This is a genomic window from Rhodococcus sp. As11, assembly GCF_048957735.1.
Classification (GTDB): domain Bacteria; phylum Actinomycetota; class Actinomycetes; order Mycobacteriales; family Mycobacteriaceae; genus Rhodococcus; species Rhodococcus gordoniae.
Map to the genome: position 1 here is coordinate 125,711 of NZ_JARDJE010000015.1, position 21,863 is coordinate 147,573.

Below are 21,863 nucleotides of genomic sequence, written 5' to 3' on the forward strand. Positions count from 1 at the left end.
TGACCCGCGAGACATCACGCCTCGCGGGTCAATTGCTCGCCCACGGCCCGTAGGGCCTCGAGATCGGAGACCTCGAAGGGCAGCGAGGGCACCCCGACGACGGGAACGGTGGGATGCGCCGCGGTGAAGTTGCGTAGCAACCGCAGTTCCCGCTTGGCGATCACGGCCCGATGAGCGTGGATGCGGAGAACGGCCTCCGCGGCGTGCGCGTCCACCCCCTCCTCCTCGGCGAGTTGATCCGCCGCGGTGAGCGCGTGATCGGACGGAAGTGCCGACAGTGTCGGATGGGTGCGGTTGAGCACCAGGCCCGACAGCGGCATGCGGTCGCCCGAGAGTCGCTCCACGAAGAAAGACGCCTCGCGCAGAGCGTCGGGTTCGGGCGCCGCGACCACCATGAAGTGTGTTCCCGGCTGCTGGAGCAAACGGTAGGTGCGGTTGGCGCGTTCCCGGAACCCACCGAACATCGAGTCCAGCGACTGCACGAAGGCCGACGCGTCCGACAGCATCTGGCTCCCGACGATCGTCGAGACCGCCTTGAGCGCGAGCCCCATCGCACCCGTCACCAAGCGGCCGAAGCCTCGCCCGGGAGCCGTGAAGAGCCGGATCATCCGGCCGTCGAGGAACGCGCCGAGCCGCTGGGGAGCGTCGAGGAAGTCGAGCGCGTTACGGGACGGCGGAGTGTCGACGATGATGAGGTCCCACTCGTCGCTCTGCGAGAGCTGACCGAGCTTCTCCATCGCCATGTACTCCTGCGTGCCGGAGAACGACGATGCCACGGTCTGGTAGAAGGGGTTGTCGAGGATCTGCTGGGCCTTCTCCGGTGTCGAGTGCTCGAGCACCATGTCGTCGAAGGTGCGACGCATGTTGAGCATCATCGCGTGCAGCTCGCCCTTCGCTTCCGGCCCGAGCTCCACCTTCTGCGGTGAATTGTCGAGCGACGCGACCCCGAGAGCCTGTGCCAGTCGCCGCGCCGGGTCGATCGTGAGCACCACGACGCTGCGGCCCCGTTCGGCGGCCCGCAGCGCGAGTGCCGCAGCGGTGGTCGTCTTGCCGACACCCCCCGACCCGCAGCACACGATCACCCGGGACGAGCGGTCGTCCAGGATGCGGCCGACGTCGAGGGCCTTCCGGATCGGTGCGCTCATCGGACACCCTGCTCGGCGAGGACGTCGGCGAGTTCGTAGAGGCCACCGAGATCGACACCGTCGGCGAGGGCCGGTAGGGACATGCGTGCCACCTTCACTTCGTCGAGTTGAGCGGCGCTCACCTGTTGCGCCTGGAGTACCGCGGCGTGCTCGATGGTCTGGGTCAGCAGGCCGGCGAAATCGTCGTCGGAGAGCTTGATGGACACCCGTTCGAGGGTCGACCGGATCGCGGGGCCCTCGATGCGTCCGGCGGCGACGTCGTCGACGAGTTCCTCGGGCAGGTGTTCGGGGGCGGTGCGGTTGACGATCACCGTTCCCATCCGGAGATCGGCGGCCTCGAGTTCGTCCACCGCGTCGGCCGTCTCCTGCACCGGCAGTGCCTCGAGCAGGGTCACCAGATGGACGACGGTCTGGTCGGAGTGCAGCAGCCGGACCACGCCCTCGCTCTGCGACCGGATCGGACCGGACTTCGCGAGATCGGCCATGGCCTTGGTGACGTCGAGGAAACTGCCGATGCGGCCGGTGGGCGGGGAATCGACCACCACCGCGTCGTAGACGGGTGTGCCCGACGCGTCGGTCCGCACCACGGTCTCCTTGATCTTGCCGGTGAGGATCACATCGCGCAGACCCGGCGCGAGCGTGGTCACGAACTCGATCGCCCCCATCCGGCGCATCGCGCGACCTGCGAATCCGAGGTTGTAGAACATGTCGAGGTATTCGAGGAAGGCCGCCTCGATGTCGATCGCGAGAGCCGACACCTCTCCGCCACCCGGCGCGGTGGCGATCTTCGTCTCGACCGGCGGGAGCGGCGGTACGTCGAACAACTGGGCGATGCCCTGGCGTCCCTCCGTCTCGACGAGCAGGACCTTGCGCCCCCCGGCGGCGAGCGCCAGCGCGAGCGCAGCGGCCACGGTGGACTTGCCGGTGCCGCCCTTGCCGGACACGAAGTGCAGTCGCGCCTGGGCGGCGCCTGTCGGCCACTCGCCGGAATGTGATGTCGGAGATGCCACGATCACGAGCCTATAAGTCGTGGACGGTGAACGGTGCCGGATAGGGTCAGGACATGAGTGAAACCACCACATGGGAATACGCAACCGTGCCGCTGCTCACGCACGCGACCAAGCAGATCCTCGACCAGTGGGGCGCCGACGGATGGGAGCTCGTCACCGTTCTGCCCGGACCCACCGGTGAACAGCACGTCGCCTACCTCAAGCGTCCGAAGGGCTGATCCGTGGCGCACCACACCTGGAGCGAACGCCTGACCGAACTCGGCATCACCCTGCCGCCGGTCGCCGCGCCGGTGGCGGCCTACGTGCCCGCCGTCCGCAACGGCGACGTCGTCTACACCTCCGGTCAGTTGCCGCTGGTCGACGGGAAGCTGACGCACACCGGCAAGGTGGGCGCGGAGGTGTCGGCGGAGGAGGCGAAGATCGCGGCCCGGACCGCCGCGCTCAACGCGCTCGCCGCCGTCGACGGTCTCGTCGGGCTCGACAACATCGCGAGCATCGTGAAGGTCGTCGGCTTCGTCGCGTCCGCGGAGGGCTTCACCGGGCAACCCGGCGTCATCAACGGCGCGTCCGAGATCCTCGGCGAGATCTTCGGCGAGGTCGGGGCGCATGCCCGCTCGGCGGTCGGTGTCGCGGAGCTGCCCCTCGGCGCTCCCGTCGAGGTCGAGCTGATGGTGGAAGTACGCTGACGCCACCTCCTCCGGCTGCGGCATCGGCGGGCAGGCGGCGAGGGCGGCTTCCGACGGACTCGACACGAGAGGCACAAGTGATGGCGCTGGTCCACCCCGCCTACGCGCAGCTGCGGCAGGTCACCGAGAACGCCGCGGTGATCCTGGCCGAGAATCCCTCGATCATGTCTCTCGAGGGAACGAACACCTGGATCCTCCGGGCTCCCGGCAGCGACGAGTGTGTCGTGGTCGATCCGGGTCCCCTCGACGAAGGACATCTCGAGCGGATCGCGCGGGTACCGGTGGCGGCGACACTCATCAGTCACCGCCACTTCGACCACACCGAGGGTGCCGAGCGTTTCTCGCAGCTCGCGGACTGCCCGGTGCACGCGGTCCTGCCGGAACACCGCCACGGCGGTGGGCAGCAGTTGTCCGGCGGCGACGTCGTCGAGGCGGCGGGACTGCGCATCCGGGTGGTCGCGACGCCGGGGCACACCGCCGACTCGCTGTCGTTCGTGATCGAGGACGACCGGAGTGTGCTCACCGCCGACACCATCCTGGGACGCGGCACGACCGTGCTCGACGATTCGGACGGCGACCTCGGCGACTATCTGAGCTCGCTGAGGTCGCTCATCGGTCTGGGCGGCGGCTACACCGTGCTGCCGGGGCACGGTCCCGAGCTGCCCGACCTCGAGACGATCGCGCGGGAGTACCTCACGCACCGGGAGGGGCGGCTGGAACAGGTGCGAGGTGCGCTGCGCACCCTCGGCACCGACGCCTCGGCGCGGCAGGTCGTCGAGCACGTCTACGCCGATGTCGACCCGTCGCTGTGGGGCGCGGCGGAGAAGTCGGTCAACGTGCAGCTGGACTACCTGCGCAGCCACGGCTGAGACAGGACACACGAAAGGCCGGGACGCAGCGAGCGGCCCGGCCTTTCGGTGATCCGTGGGTCAGCGAGCGCGTCGCGCCAGACGCTCCGAGTCGGAGATCAGCACGCTCTTGCCTTCGAGGCGCAGCCAGCCGCGGTGCGCGAAGTCGGCCAGGGCCTTGTTCACGGTCTCGCGGGACGCGCCGACGAGCTGTGCGATCTCTTCCTGCGTCAGGTCGTGCGTGACACGCAGGGCGCCGGCCTCCTGGGTGCCGAAGCGCTGTGCGAGCTGCAGCAGCGCCTTGGCGACTCGACCGGGCACGTCGGTGAAGATCAGGTCGGCGAGGCTGTTGTTGGTGCGACGCAGACGTCGGGCGAGCACCCGGAGGAGCTGCTCGGCGATCTCGGGGCGCTGGTCGATCCACGCCTTGAGCGCCTCGCGGTCCATGCTCACAGCACGCACCTCGGTGACGGTGGTGGCGGTGGAGGTGCGCGGACCCGGGTCGAAGATCGACAGCTCGCCGAACATGTCGGACGGGCCCATGATCGTCAGGAGGTTCTCGCGACCGTCGGGCGAACGACGCCCGAGCTTCACCTTGCCGGAGACGATGATGTACAGCCGGTCGCCGGGTTCACCCTCGTTGAAGATGACATGGCCGCGCGGGAAATCTACAGGCTGAAGCTCTTTGATCAGCGCCGCAACCGCCGAGGGCTCGACTCCTTGGAAGATGCCTGCTCTGGCCAGGACCTCGTCCACGTGCGCTCCTTTTGGGAATGATTCGTCATCTACTGCCGGGTCTGCACGTCGACGGACTTCCCGGGCAGGTCACCTGTCAGGCGTACGAGCGCCCAGTCTATCGTGCGCGCTGCACGGACGAGTGACCGATACCACGGAAACGGTCGACGAACCCGATCATCGGTACCTCGAGGCTACCGGCAGGTAGTCGATCAGCTGGCGCGGCGGGTGCGGAGATGGCCGTCCGAATCATCCGATCCGTCGACGCTCGGTCCGCGGCGGCGGCGACGCTGGAAGCGGGCCAGGGCCCCGGGGAAACCTTCCCGGGCAAGTGCCGCGACATCGGCGTGGTCCGCTTTGTCGAGGAACTCCTCCACTTCCTGCTCACGGACGGACAACCGACTCAAGCGCGCTTCGACACGTTCCATGGACAGTGCGAACAACATGAGCAGCACCGGGAAGAGGACGACAGCAAGAGCTTGCATACCCGGAAGTAAACACCGGAAAGATCTCGGAAGAGACACGGGGCCGAATCCTGGGGGGGAGTGTTTACGTAGAGTGGATCAGGTGCATGCCACCCAGTCCGAGAGCCCCGAGACGGCCCCGCGCCGAGTGAACGGAAAGGCTCGCGGACCGGAGTCGCGCCTCGCCCTCGTCCGTCGCGCACGACGGATGAACCGGCGCCTCGCCGAGGCATTTCCGCACGTCTACTGCGAGCTGGACTTCACGACTCCGCTCGAACTCGCCGTCGCAACGATCCTGTCGGCGCAGTGCACGGATGTGCGGGTCAACCAGGTGACTCCGGCTCTGTTCGCCCGGTATCCGGACGCCCGCGCCTACGCGGAAGCCGACCGCACCGAGCTCGAGGAGTACATCCGCTCGACCGGCTTCTACCGCAACAAGGCCAACTCCCTGATCGGACTGGGGCAGGCGTTGCTCGAACGTCACGACGGCGAGGTGCCCGCCCGCCTGAAGGATCTCGTCGCGCTGCCCGGCATCGGCCGCAAGACCGCCAACGTCATCCTCGGCAACGCCTTCGATGTGCCGGGTATCACCGTCGACACCCACTTCCAGCGGCTCGTGCGCCGCTGGGAATGGACCGAGGAGACCGATCCCGTCAAGATCGAGCATGCGGTGGGTGCACTCATCGAACGCAAGGAGTGGACGCTGCTGTCCCATCGGGTGATCTTCCACGGCCGGCGGGTGTGCCATGCCCGCAAGCCCGCGTGCGGGGTGTGTGTGCTCGCGAAGGACTGCCCGTCCTACGGGACCGGGCCCACCGATCCGCAGACCGCGGCCGCGCTGGTGAAGGGACCGGAGACCGAGCACCTGCTCGAGCTGGCCGGGCGGTGACGGAGTGCGTCCTTCCACAGCAGGCCGTTGGAGCCTGGCAGCCCTCGTCGTCGTCATCGCGTTGATCGTGGCGATCTGGCCGCGCGACCGCGGCGACACTCCGTCCGCCGCCGGATCCGGACCGGCCACGCCGTCCGCCGCGTCCGTGGACCGGCGTCCCCAGGACGACGCGCAGGCCCTCGCACCGTTGCGGGAGGCCGCCGCACTGGAGTCGTGTCCGCAACCGGGCGTGCCCGGGCCTGCCGCCGGTCCGCTCGCCGGACTGGTCTTCGAATGTGTCGGTGACGGATCCTCCGTGGACCTCGCGGCCGCCCTGGCCGGCAGGCCTGCCGTGGTGAACCTGTGGGCCTGGTGGTGCGGCCCCTGCGCCGAGGAACTTCCCGTGCTCGAGGAGTACGCCGCCCGCGTGGGCGACGCGGTCACGGTCGTCACAGTCCACACCGATCCCAACGAGTCGAACGCGCTCTCCAAACTCGCCGACTACGCCGTGCGGTTGCCGGGTGTCCAGGACGGATCCGGACGGGTCCAGGCCGCCGTCGGCGCGCCTGCGGTCCTTCCCGTGACGGTGCTGCTCCGCGCGGACGGATCGGTCGCCGCGGTGCTGCCGATCCCGTTCCGGTCCGCCGACGAGGTCGCCTCGCTCGTCGAGGAGCATCTGGGGGTGGCCGCATGATCCCCGAATGGCTCCGGCGTGTCGCCTCGGTGTCCCCGGCCGACCCCCACGGTCTCAACCCGATCCTGAACCGTCGCGCACCCCGTGACGCGCGGGTGCGGCAGGCCTCGGTCCTGGTGTTGTTCGGCGGGTCGCCGGCGACCGACCCCATCGCCCGCGGCGGACTGCCCACCGACGCCGACGTCCTGCTCACCCAGCGGGCCGCGACGCTGCGGCAGCACAGCGGACAGGTGGCCTTTCCCGGGGGCGCTGCCGACCCGGAGGACTACGGAGCCATCCACACCGCGTTGCGGGAGGCACAGGAGGAAACAGGCCTGGACCCGTCCGGCATCCGGCCGCTCGCGGTGCTTCCCGAACTGTTCATCCCACCCTCCGGCTTCGAGGTGACACCTGTGGTCGCCTACTGGGAGACTCCGAGTCCCGTCGGTGTGGTCGACCCGCGGGAGGCCACCCGCGTGGTCCGGGTGTCGCTGCACGAACTGCTCGACCCCGACAACCGGTTCCAGGTCCGGCACCGGCTGGGTTATCAGGGTCCGGCCTTCCAGGTGGACGGGATGCTGGTCTGGGGTTTCACCGCGGGCGTGCTCGCGGGTCTGTTCGCGGTGTCGGGTTGGGAGATCGAGTGGGATCACGACGATGTCCGTGATCTGGACGTCGTGCTCACCGAAGTGGAGACGGGGGTGGTCGAATCATGACCGGATCGGGCTGGATCGATCTGATCATCGTGGTGATCGTCCTGATCGCCGCGTCCTCCGGGCTCCGGCAGGGAGCCGTCGCCTCGGCTCTGGCCTTCCTGGGCGTGCTGCTCGGTGCGGTCGCGGGCATCCTCATCGCCCCGCACGTGCTCGTGCACATCGACGATGCCCGCATGCGCATCCTGGCCGGGATCGCCCTGATCGTGGTGCTGGTCGTGATCGGCGAGGTGGCCGGCATGGTGCTCGGCCGTGCCGCGCGCAGCGGCATCCACAGTCCGGGTGCGCGGGCGGTGGACAGTGTCGTCGGCGCCGGTCTGCAGTCGGTCGCGGTGCTCGTCGCCGCGTGGCTGCTCGCCATCCCTCTGACCGCCGCGACCCAGCCCGCTGTCTCCGCGGCCGTCCGGGGTTCCGATGTGCTCGGGACGGTCGACGATGTCGCGCCCGACTGGATGCGTGCCATCCCCAACGAGTTCTCGGCGCTGCTCGACACATCGGGCCTGCCCGAGGTGATCGGACCGTTCGGGCGCACCCCGATCGCCGAGGTGGAAGTACCCGACGGCACTCTGCTCGAAGGATCGGTGCCGGCCCGGCTGCAGACGAGTGTGCTGCGTATCAACGGTGTCGCGCCCAGCTGCCAGAAGGCGCTCGAGGGATCCGGCTTCGTCGTGGCACCCGAACGGGTGATGACGAACGCGCACGTCGTCGCAGGAACCGCGGCGGTGACCGTCGATACGGAGAGCGGACCGCTCGACGCGACGGTCGTGCTGTTCGACCCGGAAGTGGATGTCGCGATCCTCGCGGTGCCGGGACTGACCGCGCAGCCGCTCCGTTTCGAGTCGGAGGCCGCGGAGTCGGGTGACGACGCGATCGTGCTCGGCTATCCGGGTGGCGGGCCGTACACGGCGAGTGCGGCGCGGATCCGCGAGACACTCGATCTGCAGGGCCCCGACATCTACCGCGGCGGCACCGTCGAACGTGAGGTGTACACGGTGCGCGGCACGATCCGTCAGGGCAATTCGGGTGGTCCGCTGGTCGATCCGTCCGGCAACGTCCTCGGGATGGTCTTCGGGGCGGCGGTCGACGACACCGATACCGGCTTCGTCCTCACCGGTGCAGAGGTGAGCCGGCAGCTGGCGATGGCCGGAAGGAATCAGCCGGTCGCGACCGGCGCCTGCATCGTCTGACGGCCCGCATCGTCCGGCCGCCCACCCGGGGCGGATTCAGTCGAGCGTGCGGATGAAGTCGGCGAGCAACGCCGTCACCGCGTCGGGCCTTTCCTGGTGGGCGTAGTGGCCGGCCCCGTCGACGAATTTCAGGATCCGACCGGGGGCGTGCCGCACGCAGCGGCGGAGTGTCGCCGCGAGGACGTAGGGATCCAGTGCGCCGTGGAGTTGCAGGATCGGCAGTGTGAGCTCGACGTCCATGGCCTTCATGAACCGGCGCCCGTCGGGACGCCACTGACTGCGGAACGCCCAGCGCTGGTATTCGAGGGTCAGGTGGGCCGTGCCCGGGATGCGGATCGCTGAACGAAGCCGGTCGACGACCTCGGCGAACTCGCCGGTGCGCCGCCAGTCGGGGCCGCAGCGCACGCGCATCAGCCGTTCGATCTCCCGGCCGTCGTCGCGGACCAGTTTCCGCTCGGGGCGCCACGGCAGCTGGTAGGCGAGGAAGGTCGGCAGCAGGGCTTTGCGTTGCGCGCGGTCGCGCAGCGTCGCATCGCGCAGCGAGATCGGGTGCGGGGAGTCGACGACCGCGATCGCCCGCACGAGAGTGGGATGGAGCACCGCGGTCGCCCAGCACACGAGGCCCCCGTCGGCGTGACCGACGAGGATCGCCTCGGTGTGGCCGAGCGCGCGGATCAGACCCGCGATGTCGTTCGAGAGCGTCCATCCGTCGTACCCGCGCGGCGGCTTGTCGGTGTCGCCGTAACCGCGCAGGTCCACGGTCACGGCCCGGTAGCCGAGCTCCGCGAAGGCGGTGAGCTGGTGGCGCCACGACCACCACAGGTCGGCGAAGCCGTGCACGAACACCACGAGCGGTGTGTCCGGGTCGTGCGGGCCGGCTTCGACGGCATGGAATCGGATGCCGTTGGCGTGGATGTCTCGATGCGTCCACGGTCCGGGATATCGGACCGTGGACGGGTCGGGGAAGGGCACTGACGATCCGGTGGTCAGCGGGTGGCGTGACGCGGCGCGGCGTGGCGGGGGCCGGCCGAGTCGTGTCCGTCCTGGCTGTTCGGGAGGATCGACGCGGTCTGTTTGAGCGAGTCGATGGTCTTGTTGGGTGCGCGCACCTTGCGCACCCGCATATAGCCGATCAAGGCCAGCAGGGCGGTCACCACCACCATGATCAGGAAGACGATGAGGAAGGCGAGCCAGCGCGCCACCCAGATGTCGAGCAGTTCGGCGAGGAAGAAGAAGAAGAAGAACGAGCTGAAGGTCAGCACGGCGAGCGCGAGGATGAAGAACAGGCTGCCCTGCACGCCCTTCTTGACCTCACCGGTCACCTCGGCCTTGGCGAGCTGGACCTCGGCGCGGAACAGGGTGGACAGCTGTGTCGCCGCATCGCGCACCAGTTCGCCCACACTGGCGTCGCGGGGCGTCGGAGCGTCCACCTTCGTCAACGGGATGCCCGAGATGCTCGACGGGACTCCGTTCTCCGGACGATTCGCGTTCGTCACGCTCACTACTCGACCCCTTCGGTTGGTTCGTTCCGTTGGCGGTGGGCGCGCCCACGCCGTAACAGTAGCGCCGACCCGATGACGGAGGCGATCAAAGACGTCACCAGCACGGCGGCCTTGGCGATCTCGGCGGGCTCGCCGCCGTGGATGTCGCCGAGCGAGAGTTCGGCGATGAGCAGGCTCACCGTGAATCCGATGCCGCCGATCACGGCGAGCGCGAACACGTCGCCCCACATCAGCCCGGTCGGGCGGGTCGCGAGACCGAACCGGATCGCGAGCCAGGTCGCGCCGAAGATTCCGACGGTCTTTCCGACGAGTAGCCCCAGGACGACGGACTGGCCGACAGGATCGGTGAACACCTCGCCGAGCATCTGCGCACCGATGGGCACGCCCGAAGCGAACAGGGCGAACAGCGGAACGCACAGGCCGGCGGACCACGGCTGGATGCGATGGACCAGCCGCTCGGCGGGTGCGTAGTCCTCGCCGGGATCGTTGCGTACACGTGTGAGCAGGCCGAGGAGGACCCCGGCGACGGTCGCGTGGATACCGGCGCTGTGCATGGCGTACCAGGTGAACAGTGCGAGCGGTACGTACAACCACGGGGTGGTGACGCGCTTCTGCTGCGCGAACCGGTACGCGGCCGCTGCGGCCACCGTGGCGAGCAACCACGCGACGGCGAGGCCCGAGGTGAACAGGATCGCGATGAGCGCGATGCCGATGAGGTCGTCGACCACGGCCAGGCTCAACAGGAACACTCGGGCGCTGGTGGGGATGCGGGAACCGGTGAGAGCGAGCACGCCGAGCGCGAAGGCGATGTCGGTGGCGACCGGGATCGCCCAGCCCCGGTCCATTCCCGGTGCACCCCAGCCGACGAAGGCCGCGATGAGGGCCGGCAGGATCACGCCGCCGGCTGCGGCGATCACGGGCAGGATCGCCTTCTTGCGGTCGGCGAGTTCACCCGTGACGAGTTCGCGTTTGAGCTCGAGGCCCGCGACGAAGAAGAAGACGGCGAGCAGGCCGTCCTTGGCCCAGTCGCCCACCGAGAGGTGCAGGTGCAGGGATTCCGGGCCGAAGGTGAAGTCCCGCAGCGCGATGTAGGAGTCCCCGAACGGGGAGTTGATCCAGATCAGAGCTATCGCTGCGGCGATGAGCAGCAGCGAACCACCCACCGTCTCGGTGCGGAGGAAGCGACCCAGAGGTGCGGTCCAGGTGGGCGAAGAGGTGTCGGACACGAGTGTCTTTCGGTCGGGGGAATGCGGGCACGGCCGAGCCGTCGCCGACCAGACTTCCCGGCACACCCCGTCAGGAGTCTAACGGGGTACGGGTCGGGCAGACCCAGTGTGTCCGATTTGCGGGAGACGGAAACCGGGGTGTTCACTTTTCCTAGTAGTTGGGATTTTTTCTCACCATTTGGTTACAAGTTCTGGAGTTGGTTCAGTGAGCACATCGGTCGGAGTGGAGGACGGCGGTTCCTCGATCGTCGCGGGTGTCCCGCGCCGGCGGATCGTCGTCGCCAGCATGGTCGGCACGTCCATCGAGTTCTACGACTTCTACATCTATGCGACAGCCGCCGTCTCGGTGTTCCCGCACCTGTTCTTCCCGCAGGGCAACAGCACGACTGCGCTGCTCGCCTCCTTGGCGACCTTCGGTATCGCCTTCGTCGCCCGCCCGGTCGGATCCGTCGTCTTCGGGCACTTCGGCGACCGCATCGGCCGCAAGGTCACGCTCGTCGGCTCGCTCCTGACGATGGGGATTGCGACCTTCCTCATCGGTCTGCTGCCGACCTACCATCAGGCCGGGCTCATCGCGCCGGCCCTGCTGGCCCTCATGCGCTTCTGCCAGGGACTGGGCCTGGGCGGGGAATGGTCCGGCGCGGCCCTGCTCGCCACCGAGACGGCCGAGCCCGGCAAACGTGCCTGGGCGGCGATGTGGCCGCAGCTCGGCGCACCCATCGGCTTCATCGGAGCCAACGGCCTGTTCCTGATCATCACGCTGCTGCTCGGGCACGACAACGGCGACCCCGACCTGTCGAGCGCCTTCCTCGAATGGGGCTGGCGCATTCCGTTCCTGCTCAGCGCGATCATGGTGATCATCGGGCTGTACGTGCGGCTCAAGCTCGAGGAGACGCCGGTCTTCGCCAAGGCCGTCGCCGAGGGCAAGAAGGTCAAGACGCCGCTCGCCGAGGTGTTCAAGAACAGCTGGCGTGAGCTGATCATCGGCACCTTCGTCATGCTCGCGACGTACACGCTCTTCTACATCATGACCACCTGGGTTCTGAGCTTCGGAACGGGCAAGACCCCCGAGGAAGGTGGCCACGGTGCCGGTTTCCGGTACGCGGACTTCCTCGTGCTGCAGCTGGTCGCGGTGCTGTTCTTCGCCGCGGCGGTTCCCGCCGCCGGGTGGCTCGCCGACCGCTACGGTCGCCGCTCGACCCTGCTGGTCGTCACGGGCGCGATCATGGTGTTCGGCCTGTGCTTCCAGTTCCTGCTGTCGAGCGGCGGCATGAGCTCCGGCCGCATGCTGTTCTTCCTCATCGTCGGCATGCTGCTGATGGGTCTGACCTTCGGACCGCAGAGCGCGATCCTGCCCGAGCTGTTCCCGACCAACGTCCGCTACACGGGTTCCGGAATCTCGTACAACGTGTCGAGCATCCTCGGTGCCGCGGTGGCCCCCTTCATCGCGACGTGGCTGGCCACGAGCTACGGCGTCGGGTGGGTGGGCATCTACCTGCTGATCGCCGCGGCGACGACCTTCGTCGCGCTGCTCGTCGTCAAGGAGACCCGCGACCGGTCGCTCGACGAGGTGTAGTCGCACAGACCGCGAAAGGCCCCTTCCGGATCCGATCCGGAAGGGGCCTTTCTCGTCGTTCGGGACTACTTGCCGCGGATCGCGTCGAAGACGGCCGGGTCGACGAGCGTCGAGGTGTCGCCGAGCTCGCGGCCTTCGGCGACGTCGCGCAGCAGGCGGCGCATGATCTTGCCCGAGCGGGTCTTCGGCAGCTCCGGCACCACGGTGATCTGGCGCGGCTTGGCGATCGGGGAGATCTCCACCGCGACATGATCGCGCAGTTCCTTGATGAGCGTGTCGCCGGTGTTCTCGACATGCTCGCGCAGGATCACGAACGCGACGATGCCCTGACCGGTGGTCTCGTCGGCGGCGCCGACGACCGCGGCCTCGGCGACGGACGGGTGCGACACGAGCGCCGACTCGACCTCCGAGGTGGAGATGCGGTGGCCGGAGACGTTCATGACGTCGTCGACGCGACCGAGCACCCACAGCGCTCCGTCCTCGTCGTAACGCGCACCGTCGCCGGCGAAGTACCAGCCCTGCTCGGCGTAGCGCGACCAGTAGGTCTCGCGGTAACGCTGATCGTCGCCCCAGATGCCGCGCAGCATCGCCGGCCACGGCTCGTCGAGGACCAGATAACCGTTACCGCCCGGACCGAGAGGCTCGGCCTCGTCGTCGACGATCTTCGCCGAGATGCCGGGTAGCGGAGCCATAGCCGAGCCGGGCTTGGTGGCGGTGATGCCGGGCAGCGGCGAGATCATGATCGCGCCCGTCTCGGTCTGCCACCAGGTGTCGACGATCGGGGCCGAATCCGCGCCGATGACCTCGCGGTACCAGCGCCACGCTTCCGGGTTGATCGGCTCGCCGACGCTGCCGAGCAGACGGATCGACGACAGATCGTGGGCGTCGGGGATCTCGCGACCCCACTTCATGAAGGTGCGGATGAGCGTCGGGGCGGTGTAGTAGATCGACACCCCGTACTTCTCGATGATCTCGAAGTGCCGGTGCTCGTTCGGCGAGTTGGGGGTGCCCTCGTAGACGACCTGCGTGACACCGTTGCTCAGCGGGCCGTAGACGATGTAGCTGTGGCCGGTGACCCAGCCGATGTCGGCGGTGCACCAGTAGACGTCCTTGCCGGGCTTGTGGTCGAAGACGTAGTGGTGGGTGTACGAAGCCTGGGTCAGATAGCCACCGGAGGTATGGATGATGCCCTTCGGCTTACCCGTGGTGCCCGAGGTGTACAGGATGAACAGCGGGTGCTCGGAGTCGAACGGCTGCGCCTCGTGCTCCGGGGACGCCTTCTCGACGGTCTCGTGCCACCACAGGTCACGACCCTCGGTCCACTCGACGTCGATACCGGTGCGCGCGACGACCAGCACGTGCTCGATCGACTTCGCGTCGGCGACGGCCTCGTCGGCGGCGTTCTTGAGCGGCGCTGCCTGACCGCGGCGCCACTGGCCGTCGACCGTGACGAGCAGCTTCGCTTCGGCGTCGTCGATGCGCGAGCGCAGGGCATGGGACGAGAATCCTCCGAACACCACGGAATGAGTCAGACCGAGGCGCGCGCACGCGAGCATCGTGACGATCGCCTCGGGGATCATCGGCATGTAGATCGCGACGCGGTCGCCGGCGACCAGGCCGAGCTCGGTGAAGGTGTTCGCGGCGCGGGAGACCTCGGCGAGCAGATCGTTGTAGGTCAGCGACCGGGAATCGCCCGGCTCGCCCTCGAAGTGGATGGCGACCCGATCGCCGTTACCGGCCTCGACGTGCCGGTCGACGCAGTTGTAGGCGACATTCAGCGTGCCGCCGACGAACCACTTCGCGAACGGTGCGTCCGACCAGTCGAGCACCTGAGTCCAGGGCTGCGCCCAGTCGAGTCGTTTCGCCTGCTCGTCCCAGAATCCGAGCCGATCGGCGTCGGCCGCGGCCTGCAGTTCCGGACCGGCGTTGGCGGTGGCGGTGAACTCCGGGCTCGGCGGGTACGCCTTCGATTCGTGCTCCTGGGCTGCGCTCGTCATGATGCGGGGCCTCTTTCCGGGTGGTTCCATTCGGGCTCTTGTGAGCGTAATCATCTGTGACCGGCGCCGCACCGTTGCATCGATATGCAACCCTGTCACTTTCGCTCATCGGTCGAATTCGCGCGACGAACGGTATTCCGGCACGACCGGTGAACCTCTCGGCCGCCCGACGCGTGGGCGCCGGTACCGTCGTCGACGTGACCGACCCTCTTCAGCCTCTCGTCGACCTTCCGGGCGTGCGCGACGCCGCAGACCGTGCCCGCGACGCGCTCGCCGAGGTGCACCGGCATCGGACCAACCGGCGGGGGTGGGCGAACACCGCTGCGGAGGCATCGGTGCGGGCTGCACGTGCCTCGGCGTCGATCGACGGCGGGTCGACGGAACTTCCCCGACCGGGCGAGAGCGGAGACCCGGTCCTGGCCGGAGCGCTGCGGGTCGCGCAGGCGCTCGACGGTGATGCGCTCGGCACCATGGTCGCGACCTGGCGTCGCGCTCCGTTGCAGGCGCTCGCCCGTCTCCACCTGCTCGCCGCGGCCGATCTGGTGGAGGACGCGGAGGACCTGGGTCGTCCGCGCACGGAACCGGGGGTCGCCGAGCGTCTCGACGGGCTCGCGCAACTCGTCACGGGCGGGACGAATGCGCCGGCGCCGGTTCTCGCGGCGGTCGTGCACGGCGAACTGTCCGTCCTGAAGCCGTTCGGTGTCGCCGACGGTGTCGTAGCGCGGGCGGCGTCCCGGTTGGTGTGCGTGGCGTCCGGACTCGACACGCACAATCTCGGCGTGCCCGAGGTGCACTGGATGCGCCGCCTGCAGGCCTACCGCGACGGTGTCACCGGATTCGGGGCGGGAACCGTGGAGGGTGTCGGCGGCTGGGTGCTGTTCTGCTGCGGGTCGCTCGAGGCCGGTGCCCGTGAGGCCACGTCGATCGCGGAGGCTTTTGCCGGGTGAGTGGGGAGGTGTCCCCACACGCGAAAGCGGGTGGCATATCGATCGAGATCGATTCCGCCACCCGCTAGCACGGGCGGTCCGAGTTACCATGCGTGCTGAAATGGGTTGTGATTCAACGGCCTCGGCGATGATCCGGGTATCGTCGATTCGTCCTCGCAACGGGTGCGGGGTACTTGTCTTCGAAAATCCGGAACTCGCAGGCCCACAACACTTGTGCCCTTATAGTGGCATCGGCTTCGCGTGGGTACTCGGTGTCCGTGCTGGGAAGAACAGTCGGGAGATCGAATCTTCTCTTCCGATTCGGTCTTGGCCTTCCGCCCTTCCGTAACTCCTTTCTACCCCGTCCGGGAGATGTGGGCAAGCCCCCGAGGTCATCACTTCGCTCTGCTCTCACGGCGAGTGACCCTGAGTGTCAACACATCCGGTGTTTGACCAGGCGACGCGTGGCACCCAGTATCAGTGCGGTCGCGCCGAGGGTGACGGCGAGCGTCGCCAGGGCACGCGGCGAGGGGCGGGCGCGCCGTCCGAGCGGCACAGGACGGGCGAAAATCAGAACGGGCCAACCATTTTCGGTGGCCGCCCGACGCAACGGACGATCCGGGTTGACCGCACGTGGATGGCCGACCTCCAGCAACATCGGCAGGTCGGTGGCCGAATCGGAGTACGCGTAACTGCGGGAGAGGTCGTAGCCGTATCGATCGGCGAGTTCGCGGATCGCGACCGCCTTCGCCTCTCCGAAACAGTAGAACTCGAGCTCGCCGGCATATCGTCCGTCGACGATGCGCATCCGGCTCCCCGTGCTGTGGGAGGCACCGAGTGTCCGCGCGATCGGAGTGACCACTTCCTGACCCGACGCCGACACGATGATCACGTCGTGACCACGGGCCCGGTGGTCGGCGATCAGATCCTTCGCCTCCGCGTAGACGAGCGGCGTCACGACGTCCTGCAGGGTCTTCTCGACGATGGATCCGACCTGCTCGACGTCCCAGCCCTTGCACATGTGTGCGATGTGTTCGCGCATCCGGTCCACCCGGGTCTGATCGGCCGCCGAGAGCAGGTAGAGGAGCTGGGCGTAGGTGCTCTGCAGCACGGCCCGACGACTGAGGAGACCCTCTTCGAAGAACGGGCGGGTGAAGGCCAGCACACTCGACCTGGCGATGACGGTCTTGTCGAGATCGAAGAACGCTGCGATGCGAGCCGCGTCCGGTGAGCCCCCCGTCGACGGGGCCGGTCGGGACGGATTCACGGACGTGTCGGTCACGATCACCACAATAGGTGTGCGCGGACTTCGAAGTGCCCGGCGCGCCGGTGTTTGAAGTTGCAAGTAGTCGCGCCTAACGGTGTACTATCGCGAATGCCCGGGTCGATACTCGGGTTGTGGTCAGCCCGACCCCCCGGGGCTGAACGCAGACGGCCCTCGCCTCCTCCCCCCTGGCGAGGGCTGTCGCTTTGTCGGAGGTCGTTACCTGCCGATCCCCGTACCGTCCTTACACCCCGGATCCTGCGCATCGACCTGCGAATGTCGCGGATGCGCCGGTTGTCCACAGGCCCCCGATTCATCCACAGGTAGGGCTTCCGGCGCCGTTCTCGCGGCGTCCCGGACTCCGCGGCGCGGCAGCCTGTCGGGCATGAACGACATCCTCGGACTGGTCGACGATCCCGCGCTGATCGCCGACCTCCGTCGCGTGGTCGCGGCGGCCGACCGCACGTTGCACGAGATGTCCGTGCCGGTGCCACGCAGAGCGTGGACCGACGCGCCCATCGTCGTCCTCGACGCCGCTGCTGCCGTGTCGTGCGCGGGTGGGTATCCGCGCCGCCCCGGCGTGATCCTCGTGTGCAGCGGAACCGCCGACCTGACGGAATGGCAGGCCGCCGCGACCGTCGGCGCCGAACACGTCCTCGCGCTCCCGTCCGAGGAGGTGGAACTGCTCTCGATCATCGCGGCCGCCGGCGAACCCTCGTCCGGTGCAGGTGTCGTCCTCGCGATCGTCGGAGGGTGTGGCGGAGCGGGGGCGTCGACCTTCGCAGCCGCGCTGGCCTGGGCCGCGGGGCACGACGAGCGACGCGACACCCTGCTCGTCGACGCCGACCCGTTCGGCGCGGGACTCGATGTCCTGACCGGACTCGAGGAGCACCCCGGTGTGCGGTGGTCCGGTCTCACGGTCGACGGAGGACGGATCTCGGCGCGTGCCCTGCGCGACGCCGTGCCCGTCTGGTCGTCCGGCGTGGGAGTCCTGTCCACCGACCGCGAGAACAACGAACGACTCACCGCCGGGGCCACCGGGTCGGTCGTCGAGGCGGCGCGAGGAGCAGGAACGACCGTCGTGTGCGATGTGGGACGTAGCTTCGACCCCGTCGCCGATGCGGTGATCACACTGGCCGACCTCACCGTTCTCGTGGTGCCGGCCCGTATCGGCGCGGTGCTCTCGGCTGCTCGGGTCGCCCGCACGCTCGCGGCCCGTGGCGAACCGGCAGGGGTCGTCGTCCGCGGACCTGCACCCGGTGGCCTGCGAGCCGTCGACGTGGCCGACGCGGTGGGCCTGGACGTGCTCACCTCGATGCGTCCCGAGCCCGGCCTGACGGAAAGGCTCGAACGCGGCGGCCTGCGGTTGCGGCCACGGTCGCCGCTGCTCGGTGCGGCGCACGACGTGCTGGCGGCCGTCGGTGTCGACCACGCCGGTCGGAGGCGGGCGGCATGAGCGGGATCCTCGGGGACGAGCTCCTCGGCCGGGTCCGCGACCGGCTGGCCGACGAGACGGGAGACCTCACCCCCGCCCGCGTCGCCGCCGCCCTGCGCGCCGAATCCGGTGGGGTGCTCGGGGACTCCGATCTCCTTGCGGCCCTGCGACATCTGCAGACCGAACTGACCGGCGCGGGTCCGCTCGAGGATCTCCTGGCGGACCCGGCGACCACCGACGTGCTCGTCACCGCACCCGACCGCGTCTGGGTGGATCACGGCAACGGGCTGCGCCTGACCGATGTCACCTTTCCCGACGAAGCGGCGGTCAGACGACTCGCACAGCGACTGGCGCTGTTCGCCGGGCGCCGCCTCGACGACGCCCAGATGTGGGTCGACGGCAGGCTGCCCGGACACGGTGAGTTCGGCGTCCGGCTGCACGCGGTGCTCTCGCCGGTCGCGCAGGGTGGGACGTGCCTGTCGCTGCGGGTCCTGCGACCCGCGACCCAGGGGCTCGACGCGCTGCGCGACCGCGGAGCGGTCTCCGAGGCCGCCTATCAGTTGTTGCTCCGCATCGTGCGTGCCCGGTTGGCCTTCCTCGTCGTCGGGGGCACCGGCGCAGGGAAGACGACCATGCTCGCGGCGCTCCTCGGTGCGGTCGCCCCGGCGGAACGCATCGTCTGCGTCGAGGACGCCGCCGAGCTGGTTCCGGCCCACCCGCACGTGGTGCGGCTCGTCGCGCGGGCACCGAATGTCGAGGGCGTCGGCGAGGTCACCGTCCGCGATCTCGTGCGGCAGGCCCTGCGGATGCGACCGGATCGCATCGTCATCGGGGAGGTGCGAGGTGCAGAGGTCGTCGATCTTCTGACCGCTTTGAACACGGGTCACGACGGCGGCGCCGGGACGGTGCACGCCAATTCGCCCGACGAGGTGCCTGCCCGGCTCGAGGCCCTCGCTGCGCTGGGTGGCCTCGACCGGCCCGCATTGCACAGTCAGCTCGTCGCCGCGGTGCAGGTGGTCCTGCACGTGCACCGCGGTACCGACGGAGTGCGGCGTCTCGTGGAGATCGGCGTGGTCGAACGCGACGCGGTCGCGGGTGTGATCGTCACCCCCGCATGGACACACGATCGCGGCAGCGAGCACGGCATGGACGCCCTCGAACGAACACTGCGTCGACGGGACGCGCCGTGAACGCGGCGATTCTGTGCCTTGCGGCAGCGATGGTCGTCCTGCCGTCGTTCTCGGTCCGTCGCCGGCTGCGACGCGGAATACCCGAGGCGATGCCGCGTCCGGTGCCGCGCGCTCTCGTCCTCGGGGCGGTGGTCGCGGTGGGCGCGACGATCGTGATGTGGGCGGGGATCACGCCGGCCGCGGCCGCTGCGACGGTCGTCGCGACCGTGATGTGGCGTGGCCGAGCCCGGAACCGCGCGGCCGAACTCGATCATCATCGGCGAATGCTGTTGTCCGGCTTGGACACCGTGATCGCCGACCTGCGGGTGGGCACGCATCCCGCCGACGCGTGCGAAACGGCTGCCCGGGAGACGGCCGGTCCCGTCGCCGGGGCGTTCCGGGTCGCTGCGGCACGGGCGCGGCTCGGCGGATCGGCCGCACACGGATTGCGTTCGGCCGCAGCATCGTCGGATGGTAGCGGTGTCGCCGACAGCCTGGTTCGCGTGGCCGACGCGTGGTCGGTCTCCGACCGTCACGGTCTGGCTCTCGCCGAGCTGCTCGGCGCTGCACGAGTCGATCTGGCCGCACGCATGCGGATCCGCGCCCGCACGGAGGCCGGGCTCGCCGGTGCAAGGGCAACGGCGTCGGTCCTGGCGGGACTACCGGTGCTCGGGGTCGGTCTCGGGCAGCTCATGGGTGCATCTCCGCTCACCATCCTTCTCGCCGGTGGTCTCGGAGGAATCATGCTCGTCGTCGGCACGGTGCTGGTCTGTGCGGGTCTGTTGTGGACGGACCGGATCGCGGCACGGGTGGGGACATGAGCGCGACGTGGGCGGTGTTGCTGGGAGCGGCCTCGCTCGTCGTCGCACCGACGCCTCGCGGAGCGACCCGCTTGTTCTCCACGAGAACCATTGCCGATCAGACTGACACAACTCCACCCGACATCGACCCGCACGCGCTTCCCGCCGCCTTCGATCTCTTCGCGGCGTGCCTGCGCGCAGGGATGCCCGCCGGTTCTGCGGCGCGGGTTGTCGCGGAGTCCGCTCCACCCGACCTCGCGGCGGCGTTGCGGAGAGGTGCCGACCGGTTGGCGTTGGGAGCCGATCCGGCCGGGGCATGGGAGGGATCCGGAACTACCGATGCGCTGGACGACTTCGCGCGCGCGGCACGACGATCCGCGAAATCCGGTGCGCCCTTGTCGGATACCGTCGCCGAACTCGCGGTCCGGCATCGCGCCGAGACGGAGGACCGGGTGGCCGCCGAGATCGACCGTGCCGGGGTGCTCGTGAGCGGTCCCCTCGGATTGTGTTTTCTGCCCGCCTTCGTATGTCTGGGCATCGTGCCGGTCGTCGTCGGCCTGGCGCGGGACGTCCTGGGTGCGGGGCTGATGTGAACGTCGGCGCGGACGGTCCGCGCCGCACGGATGGGAGGGACGGAAGATGGGGAAACGAACACCGGACGCAGGGCTCTCACGTGGCTTGCGTGGTCGTCTCTGCGGGCTCGTCGTACAGGACGACGGCATGTCGACGGCGGAATATGCGATCGGGACCATCGCGGCGGCGGCTTTCGGAGCGGTGCTGTACACCGTGGTGACCGGCGATTCGATCGTGTCCGCGTTGACGGGCATTGTCGAGCGTGCCCTGAACACGGCGGTGTGACACCGACGCATGCGAAAGATGCTCGGACGACGCTGGTTACGCGCCTTCGTTCGTGAGGACGAAGGCGGGGTCACCGTCGAAGCGGCTCTCGCCGTCGCAAGCCTGGTCACGGTGCTCGTGCTGTGCCTCGGCGCGGTGCTGGGCATCGCGTACCAGGTGCGGTGCCATGACGCCGCCCGTGAAGCCGCACGCCTCGCCGCGCGGGGAGATCAGGCGAGGGCGGTCGATGTGGCCACGCGAGTCGCGCCTCCGGACGCACGCGTGGCGGTACGCGAGGAGGGAGATCTGATCGTGGCGGTCGTGACCGCGGAGAGCCCGCTGCTCCCGTTGCTGACCCTCACGGCCGAGGCGGTGGCGGTGCGCGAGCCGGAAGGAACGCGATGAGGTCGGGCCCGTCCCTCCTCGGCGACGACGGGAGCGCGAGTGTGATCGGCTGCGCCGTGATGGCCGGCCTTATCGCGATCACGGCCACGTTGCTGCACGTCGGGTCGGTCGTCGTCGCACGTCATCGTGCGCAGGCGGCGGCCGACCTGGCGGCGGTGGCGGTCGCCTCGGCGCTGGACCGCGGGGTCGTGGGGGCCTGCGAGGCGAGCGAGGTGATCACCATACGGATGCGAGTGCGATTGCGGCGCTGCGAGATCGACGAGTGGGACGCCCTCGTCGAAGTTACCGCTGTGGTGTCGGCCCTCTTCGGCGGGAAGGAGGCGACGGCCGTCGCGCGAGCCGGTCCTGCCCGATGATGCCCGCCGGCGGGTCGCTCGCGGCCGTATCCAGCGGATTC

At 69.0% G+C, this 21,863-nt stretch carries 25 protein-coding genes; 16 read left to right on the forward strand and 9 right to left on the reverse strand.

Annotation, left to right across the window (positions count from 1 at the left end; all coding sequences use genetic code 11):
• Positions 1-14: 14 nt before the first annotated feature.
• A complete protein-coding gene (locus tag PV766_RS17905; protein ID WP_016934973.1) occupies positions 15-1,145 on the reverse strand; it encodes an ArsA family ATPase in 1,131 nt (376 codons plus the stop codon).
• Positions 1,142-2,158 carry an ArsA family ATPase gene (locus tag PV766_RS17910; protein WP_371053945.1) on the reverse strand — a complete coding sequence of 339 codons (1,017 nt, stop codon included), beginning with the start codon at positions 2,156-2,158 and terminating at the stop codon, positions 1,142-1,144. Before PV766_RS17910 ends, PV766_RS17905 begins: the two co-directional genes overlap by 4 nt.
• Before the next feature lie 50 nt (positions 2,159-2,208).
• Here PV766_RS17910 and PV766_RS17915 point away from each other — a divergent pair, with 50 nt between their 5' ends.
• The 3 genes from PV766_RS17915 (at position 2,209) to PV766_RS17925 (ending at position 3,710) form a co-directional block, all read left to right on the forward strand.
• Positions 2,209-2,373 (forward strand): DUF4177 domain-containing protein, encoded by a 165-nt coding sequence (locus PV766_RS17915; RefSeq protein WP_006552429.1) that lies wholly within the window; start codon positions 2,209-2,211, stop codon positions 2,371-2,373.
• Positions 2,374-2,376: 3 nt separating this feature from the next.
• A complete protein-coding gene (locus PV766_RS17920) occupies positions 2,377-2,841 on the forward strand; it encodes a RidA family protein (RefSeq protein ID WP_064062816.1) in 465 nt (154 codons plus the stop codon).
• 80 nt (positions 2,842-2,921) lie between these two features.
• A complete protein-coding gene (locus PV766_RS17925) occupies positions 2,922-3,710 on the forward strand; it encodes an MBL fold metallo-hydrolase (protein ID WP_064062815.1) in 789 nt (262 codons plus the stop codon).
• Between the two features lie 60 nt (positions 3,711-3,770).
• On the opposite strand, the gene PV766_RS17930 is transcribed toward PV766_RS17925, so the two are convergent.
• The gene (locus PV766_RS17930) at positions 3,771-4,445 is read right to left on the reverse strand and encodes a Crp/Fnr family transcriptional regulator (protein ID WP_016934470.1); all 675 of its coding nucleotides are present in this window, start codon (positions 4,443-4,445) and stop codon (positions 3,771-3,773) included.
• A 191-nt stretch (positions 4,446-4,636) separates the two neighbouring features.
• A complete protein-coding gene (locus tag PV766_RS17935; protein WP_165369278.1) occupies positions 4,637-4,909 on the reverse strand; it encodes a hypothetical protein in 273 nt (90 codons plus the stop codon).
• Between the two features lie 73 nt (positions 4,910-4,982).
• On the opposite strand from PV766_RS17935, the gene nth reads away from it, so the two are divergent.
• The 4 genes from nth to PV766_RS17955 are packed head-to-tail and all read left to right on the forward strand — an operon-like array spanning position 4,983 to position 8,329.
• Positions 4,983-5,777 carry an endonuclease III gene (gene nth, locus PV766_RS17940; RefSeq protein ID WP_064062813.1) on the forward strand — a complete coding sequence of 265 codons (795 nt, stop codon included), beginning with the start codon at positions 4,983-4,985 and terminating at the stop codon, positions 5,775-5,777.
• A gap of 4 nt (positions 5,778-5,781) precedes the next feature.
• The gene (locus PV766_RS17945; protein ID WP_064062812.1) at positions 5,782-6,450 is read left to right on the forward strand and encodes a TlpA family protein disulfide reductase; all 669 of its coding nucleotides are present in this window, start codon (positions 5,782-5,784) and stop codon (positions 6,448-6,450) included.
• A complete protein-coding gene (locus PV766_RS17950; RefSeq protein ID WP_129977734.1) occupies positions 6,447-7,145 on the forward strand; it encodes an NUDIX hydrolase in 699 nt (232 codons plus the stop codon). The genes PV766_RS17945 and PV766_RS17950 overlap by 4 nt, the downstream gene beginning before the upstream one ends.
• Positions 7,142-8,329, forward strand: coding sequence for a MarP family serine protease (locus tag PV766_RS17955; RefSeq protein WP_016934629.1), 1,188 nt, complete (start codon positions 7,142-7,144; stop codon positions 8,327-8,329). Before PV766_RS17950 ends, PV766_RS17955 begins: the two co-directional genes overlap by 4 nt.
• A gap of 36 nt (positions 8,330-8,365) precedes the next feature.
• On the opposite strand, the gene PV766_RS17960 is transcribed toward PV766_RS17955, so the two are convergent.
• From PV766_RS17960 to nhaA, 3 genes are read right to left on the reverse strand one after another with little or no spacing between them, the layout of a single operon-like run.
• Positions 8,366-9,301 (reverse strand): alpha/beta fold hydrolase, encoded by a 936-nt coding sequence (locus tag PV766_RS17960; RefSeq protein ID WP_129977732.1) that lies wholly within the window; start codon positions 9,299-9,301, stop codon positions 8,366-8,368.
• 14 nt (positions 9,302-9,315) lie between these two features.
• Positions 9,316-9,831, reverse strand: a complete 516-nt coding sequence (locus PV766_RS17965; RefSeq protein WP_016934631.1) for a phage holin family protein — start codon at positions 9,829-9,831, stop codon at positions 9,316-9,318.
• On the reverse strand, positions 9,831-11,057 hold the full coding sequence (gene nhaA / locus PV766_RS17970) for a Na+/H+ antiporter NhaA (protein WP_421097544.1): 1,227 nt from the start codon (positions 11,055-11,057) through the stop codon (positions 9,831-9,833). Before nhaA ends, PV766_RS17965 begins: the two co-directional genes overlap by 1 nt.
• Positions 11,058-11,262: 205 nt before the next feature.
• Between nhaA and PV766_RS17975 the strand changes: the two genes are divergently transcribed.
• Positions 11,263-12,633 carry an MFS transporter gene (locus tag PV766_RS17975; protein WP_421097545.1) on the forward strand — a complete coding sequence of 457 codons (1,371 nt, stop codon included), beginning with the start codon at positions 11,263-11,265 and terminating at the stop codon, positions 12,631-12,633.
• Positions 12,634-12,698: 65 nt separating this feature from the next.
• Here the strand turns inward: PV766_RS17975 and acs are convergent, their stop codons facing one another.
• Positions 12,699-14,630: an acetate--CoA ligase gene (acs, locus tag PV766_RS17980; RefSeq protein WP_129977730.1), complete on the reverse strand. Its 1,932-nt coding sequence runs from the start codon at positions 14,628-14,630 to the stop codon at positions 12,699-12,701.
• A gap of 197 nt (positions 14,631-14,827) precedes the next feature.
• On the opposite strand from acs, the gene PV766_RS17985 reads away from it, so the two are divergent.
• Entirely contained in the window at positions 14,828-15,577 is a 750-nt protein-coding gene (locus PV766_RS17985; RefSeq protein WP_129977729.1) for an oxidoreductase, read from the forward strand.
• Positions 15,578-15,989: 412 nt separating this feature from the next.
• Here the strand turns inward: PV766_RS17985 and PV766_RS17990 are convergent, their stop codons facing one another.
• Positions 15,990-16,844: an HAD family hydrolase gene (locus PV766_RS17990; protein WP_371053934.1), complete on the reverse strand. Its 855-nt coding sequence runs from the start codon at positions 16,842-16,844 to the stop codon at positions 15,990-15,992.
• 361 nt (positions 16,845-17,205) lie between these two features.
• On the opposite strand from PV766_RS17990, the gene ssd reads away from it, so the two are divergent.
• Genes ssd through PV766_RS18025 form a run of 7 tightly spaced genes read left to right on the forward strand, consistent with a single transcriptional unit; the run spans position 17,206 to position 21,822 of the window.
• The gene (ssd, locus tag PV766_RS17995) at positions 17,206-18,276 is read left to right on the forward strand and encodes a septum site-determining protein Ssd (RefSeq protein WP_129977728.1); all 1,071 of its coding nucleotides are present in this window, start codon (positions 17,206-17,208) and stop codon (positions 18,274-18,276) included.
• The gene (locus PV766_RS18000) at positions 18,273-19,445 is read left to right on the forward strand and encodes a TadA family conjugal transfer-associated ATPase (RefSeq protein ID WP_129977727.1); all 1,173 of its coding nucleotides are present in this window, start codon (positions 18,273-18,275) and stop codon (positions 19,443-19,445) included. The genes ssd and PV766_RS18000 overlap by 4 nt, the downstream gene beginning before the upstream one ends.
• Positions 19,442-20,245, forward strand: coding sequence for a type II secretion system F family protein (locus PV766_RS18005; protein ID WP_207213585.1), 804 nt, complete (start codon positions 19,442-19,444; stop codon positions 20,243-20,245). Before PV766_RS18000 ends, PV766_RS18005 begins: the two co-directional genes overlap by 4 nt.
• Positions 20,242-20,817 (forward strand): type II secretion system F family protein, encoded by a 576-nt coding sequence (locus tag PV766_RS18010; RefSeq protein WP_129977726.1) that lies wholly within the window; start codon positions 20,242-20,244, stop codon positions 20,815-20,817. Before PV766_RS18005 ends, PV766_RS18010 begins: the two co-directional genes overlap by 4 nt.
• A 46-nt stretch (positions 20,818-20,863) precedes the next feature.
• Positions 20,864-21,082: a DUF4244 domain-containing protein gene (locus tag PV766_RS18015; RefSeq protein ID WP_129977725.1), complete on the forward strand. Its 219-nt coding sequence runs from the start codon at positions 20,864-20,866 to the stop codon at positions 21,080-21,082.
• Between the two features lie 9 nt (positions 21,083-21,091).
• Positions 21,092-21,466 (forward strand): TadE family type IV pilus minor pilin, encoded by a 375-nt coding sequence (locus tag PV766_RS18020; RefSeq protein ID WP_100167921.1) that lies wholly within the window; start codon positions 21,092-21,094, stop codon positions 21,464-21,466.
• Positions 21,463-21,822: an Rv3654c family TadE-like protein gene (locus tag PV766_RS18025; RefSeq protein ID WP_129977724.1), complete on the forward strand. Its 360-nt coding sequence runs from the start codon at positions 21,463-21,465 to the stop codon at positions 21,820-21,822. The genes PV766_RS18020 and PV766_RS18025 overlap by 4 nt, the downstream gene beginning before the upstream one ends.
• The last annotated feature ends 41 nt before the right edge of the window (positions 21,823-21,863 follow it).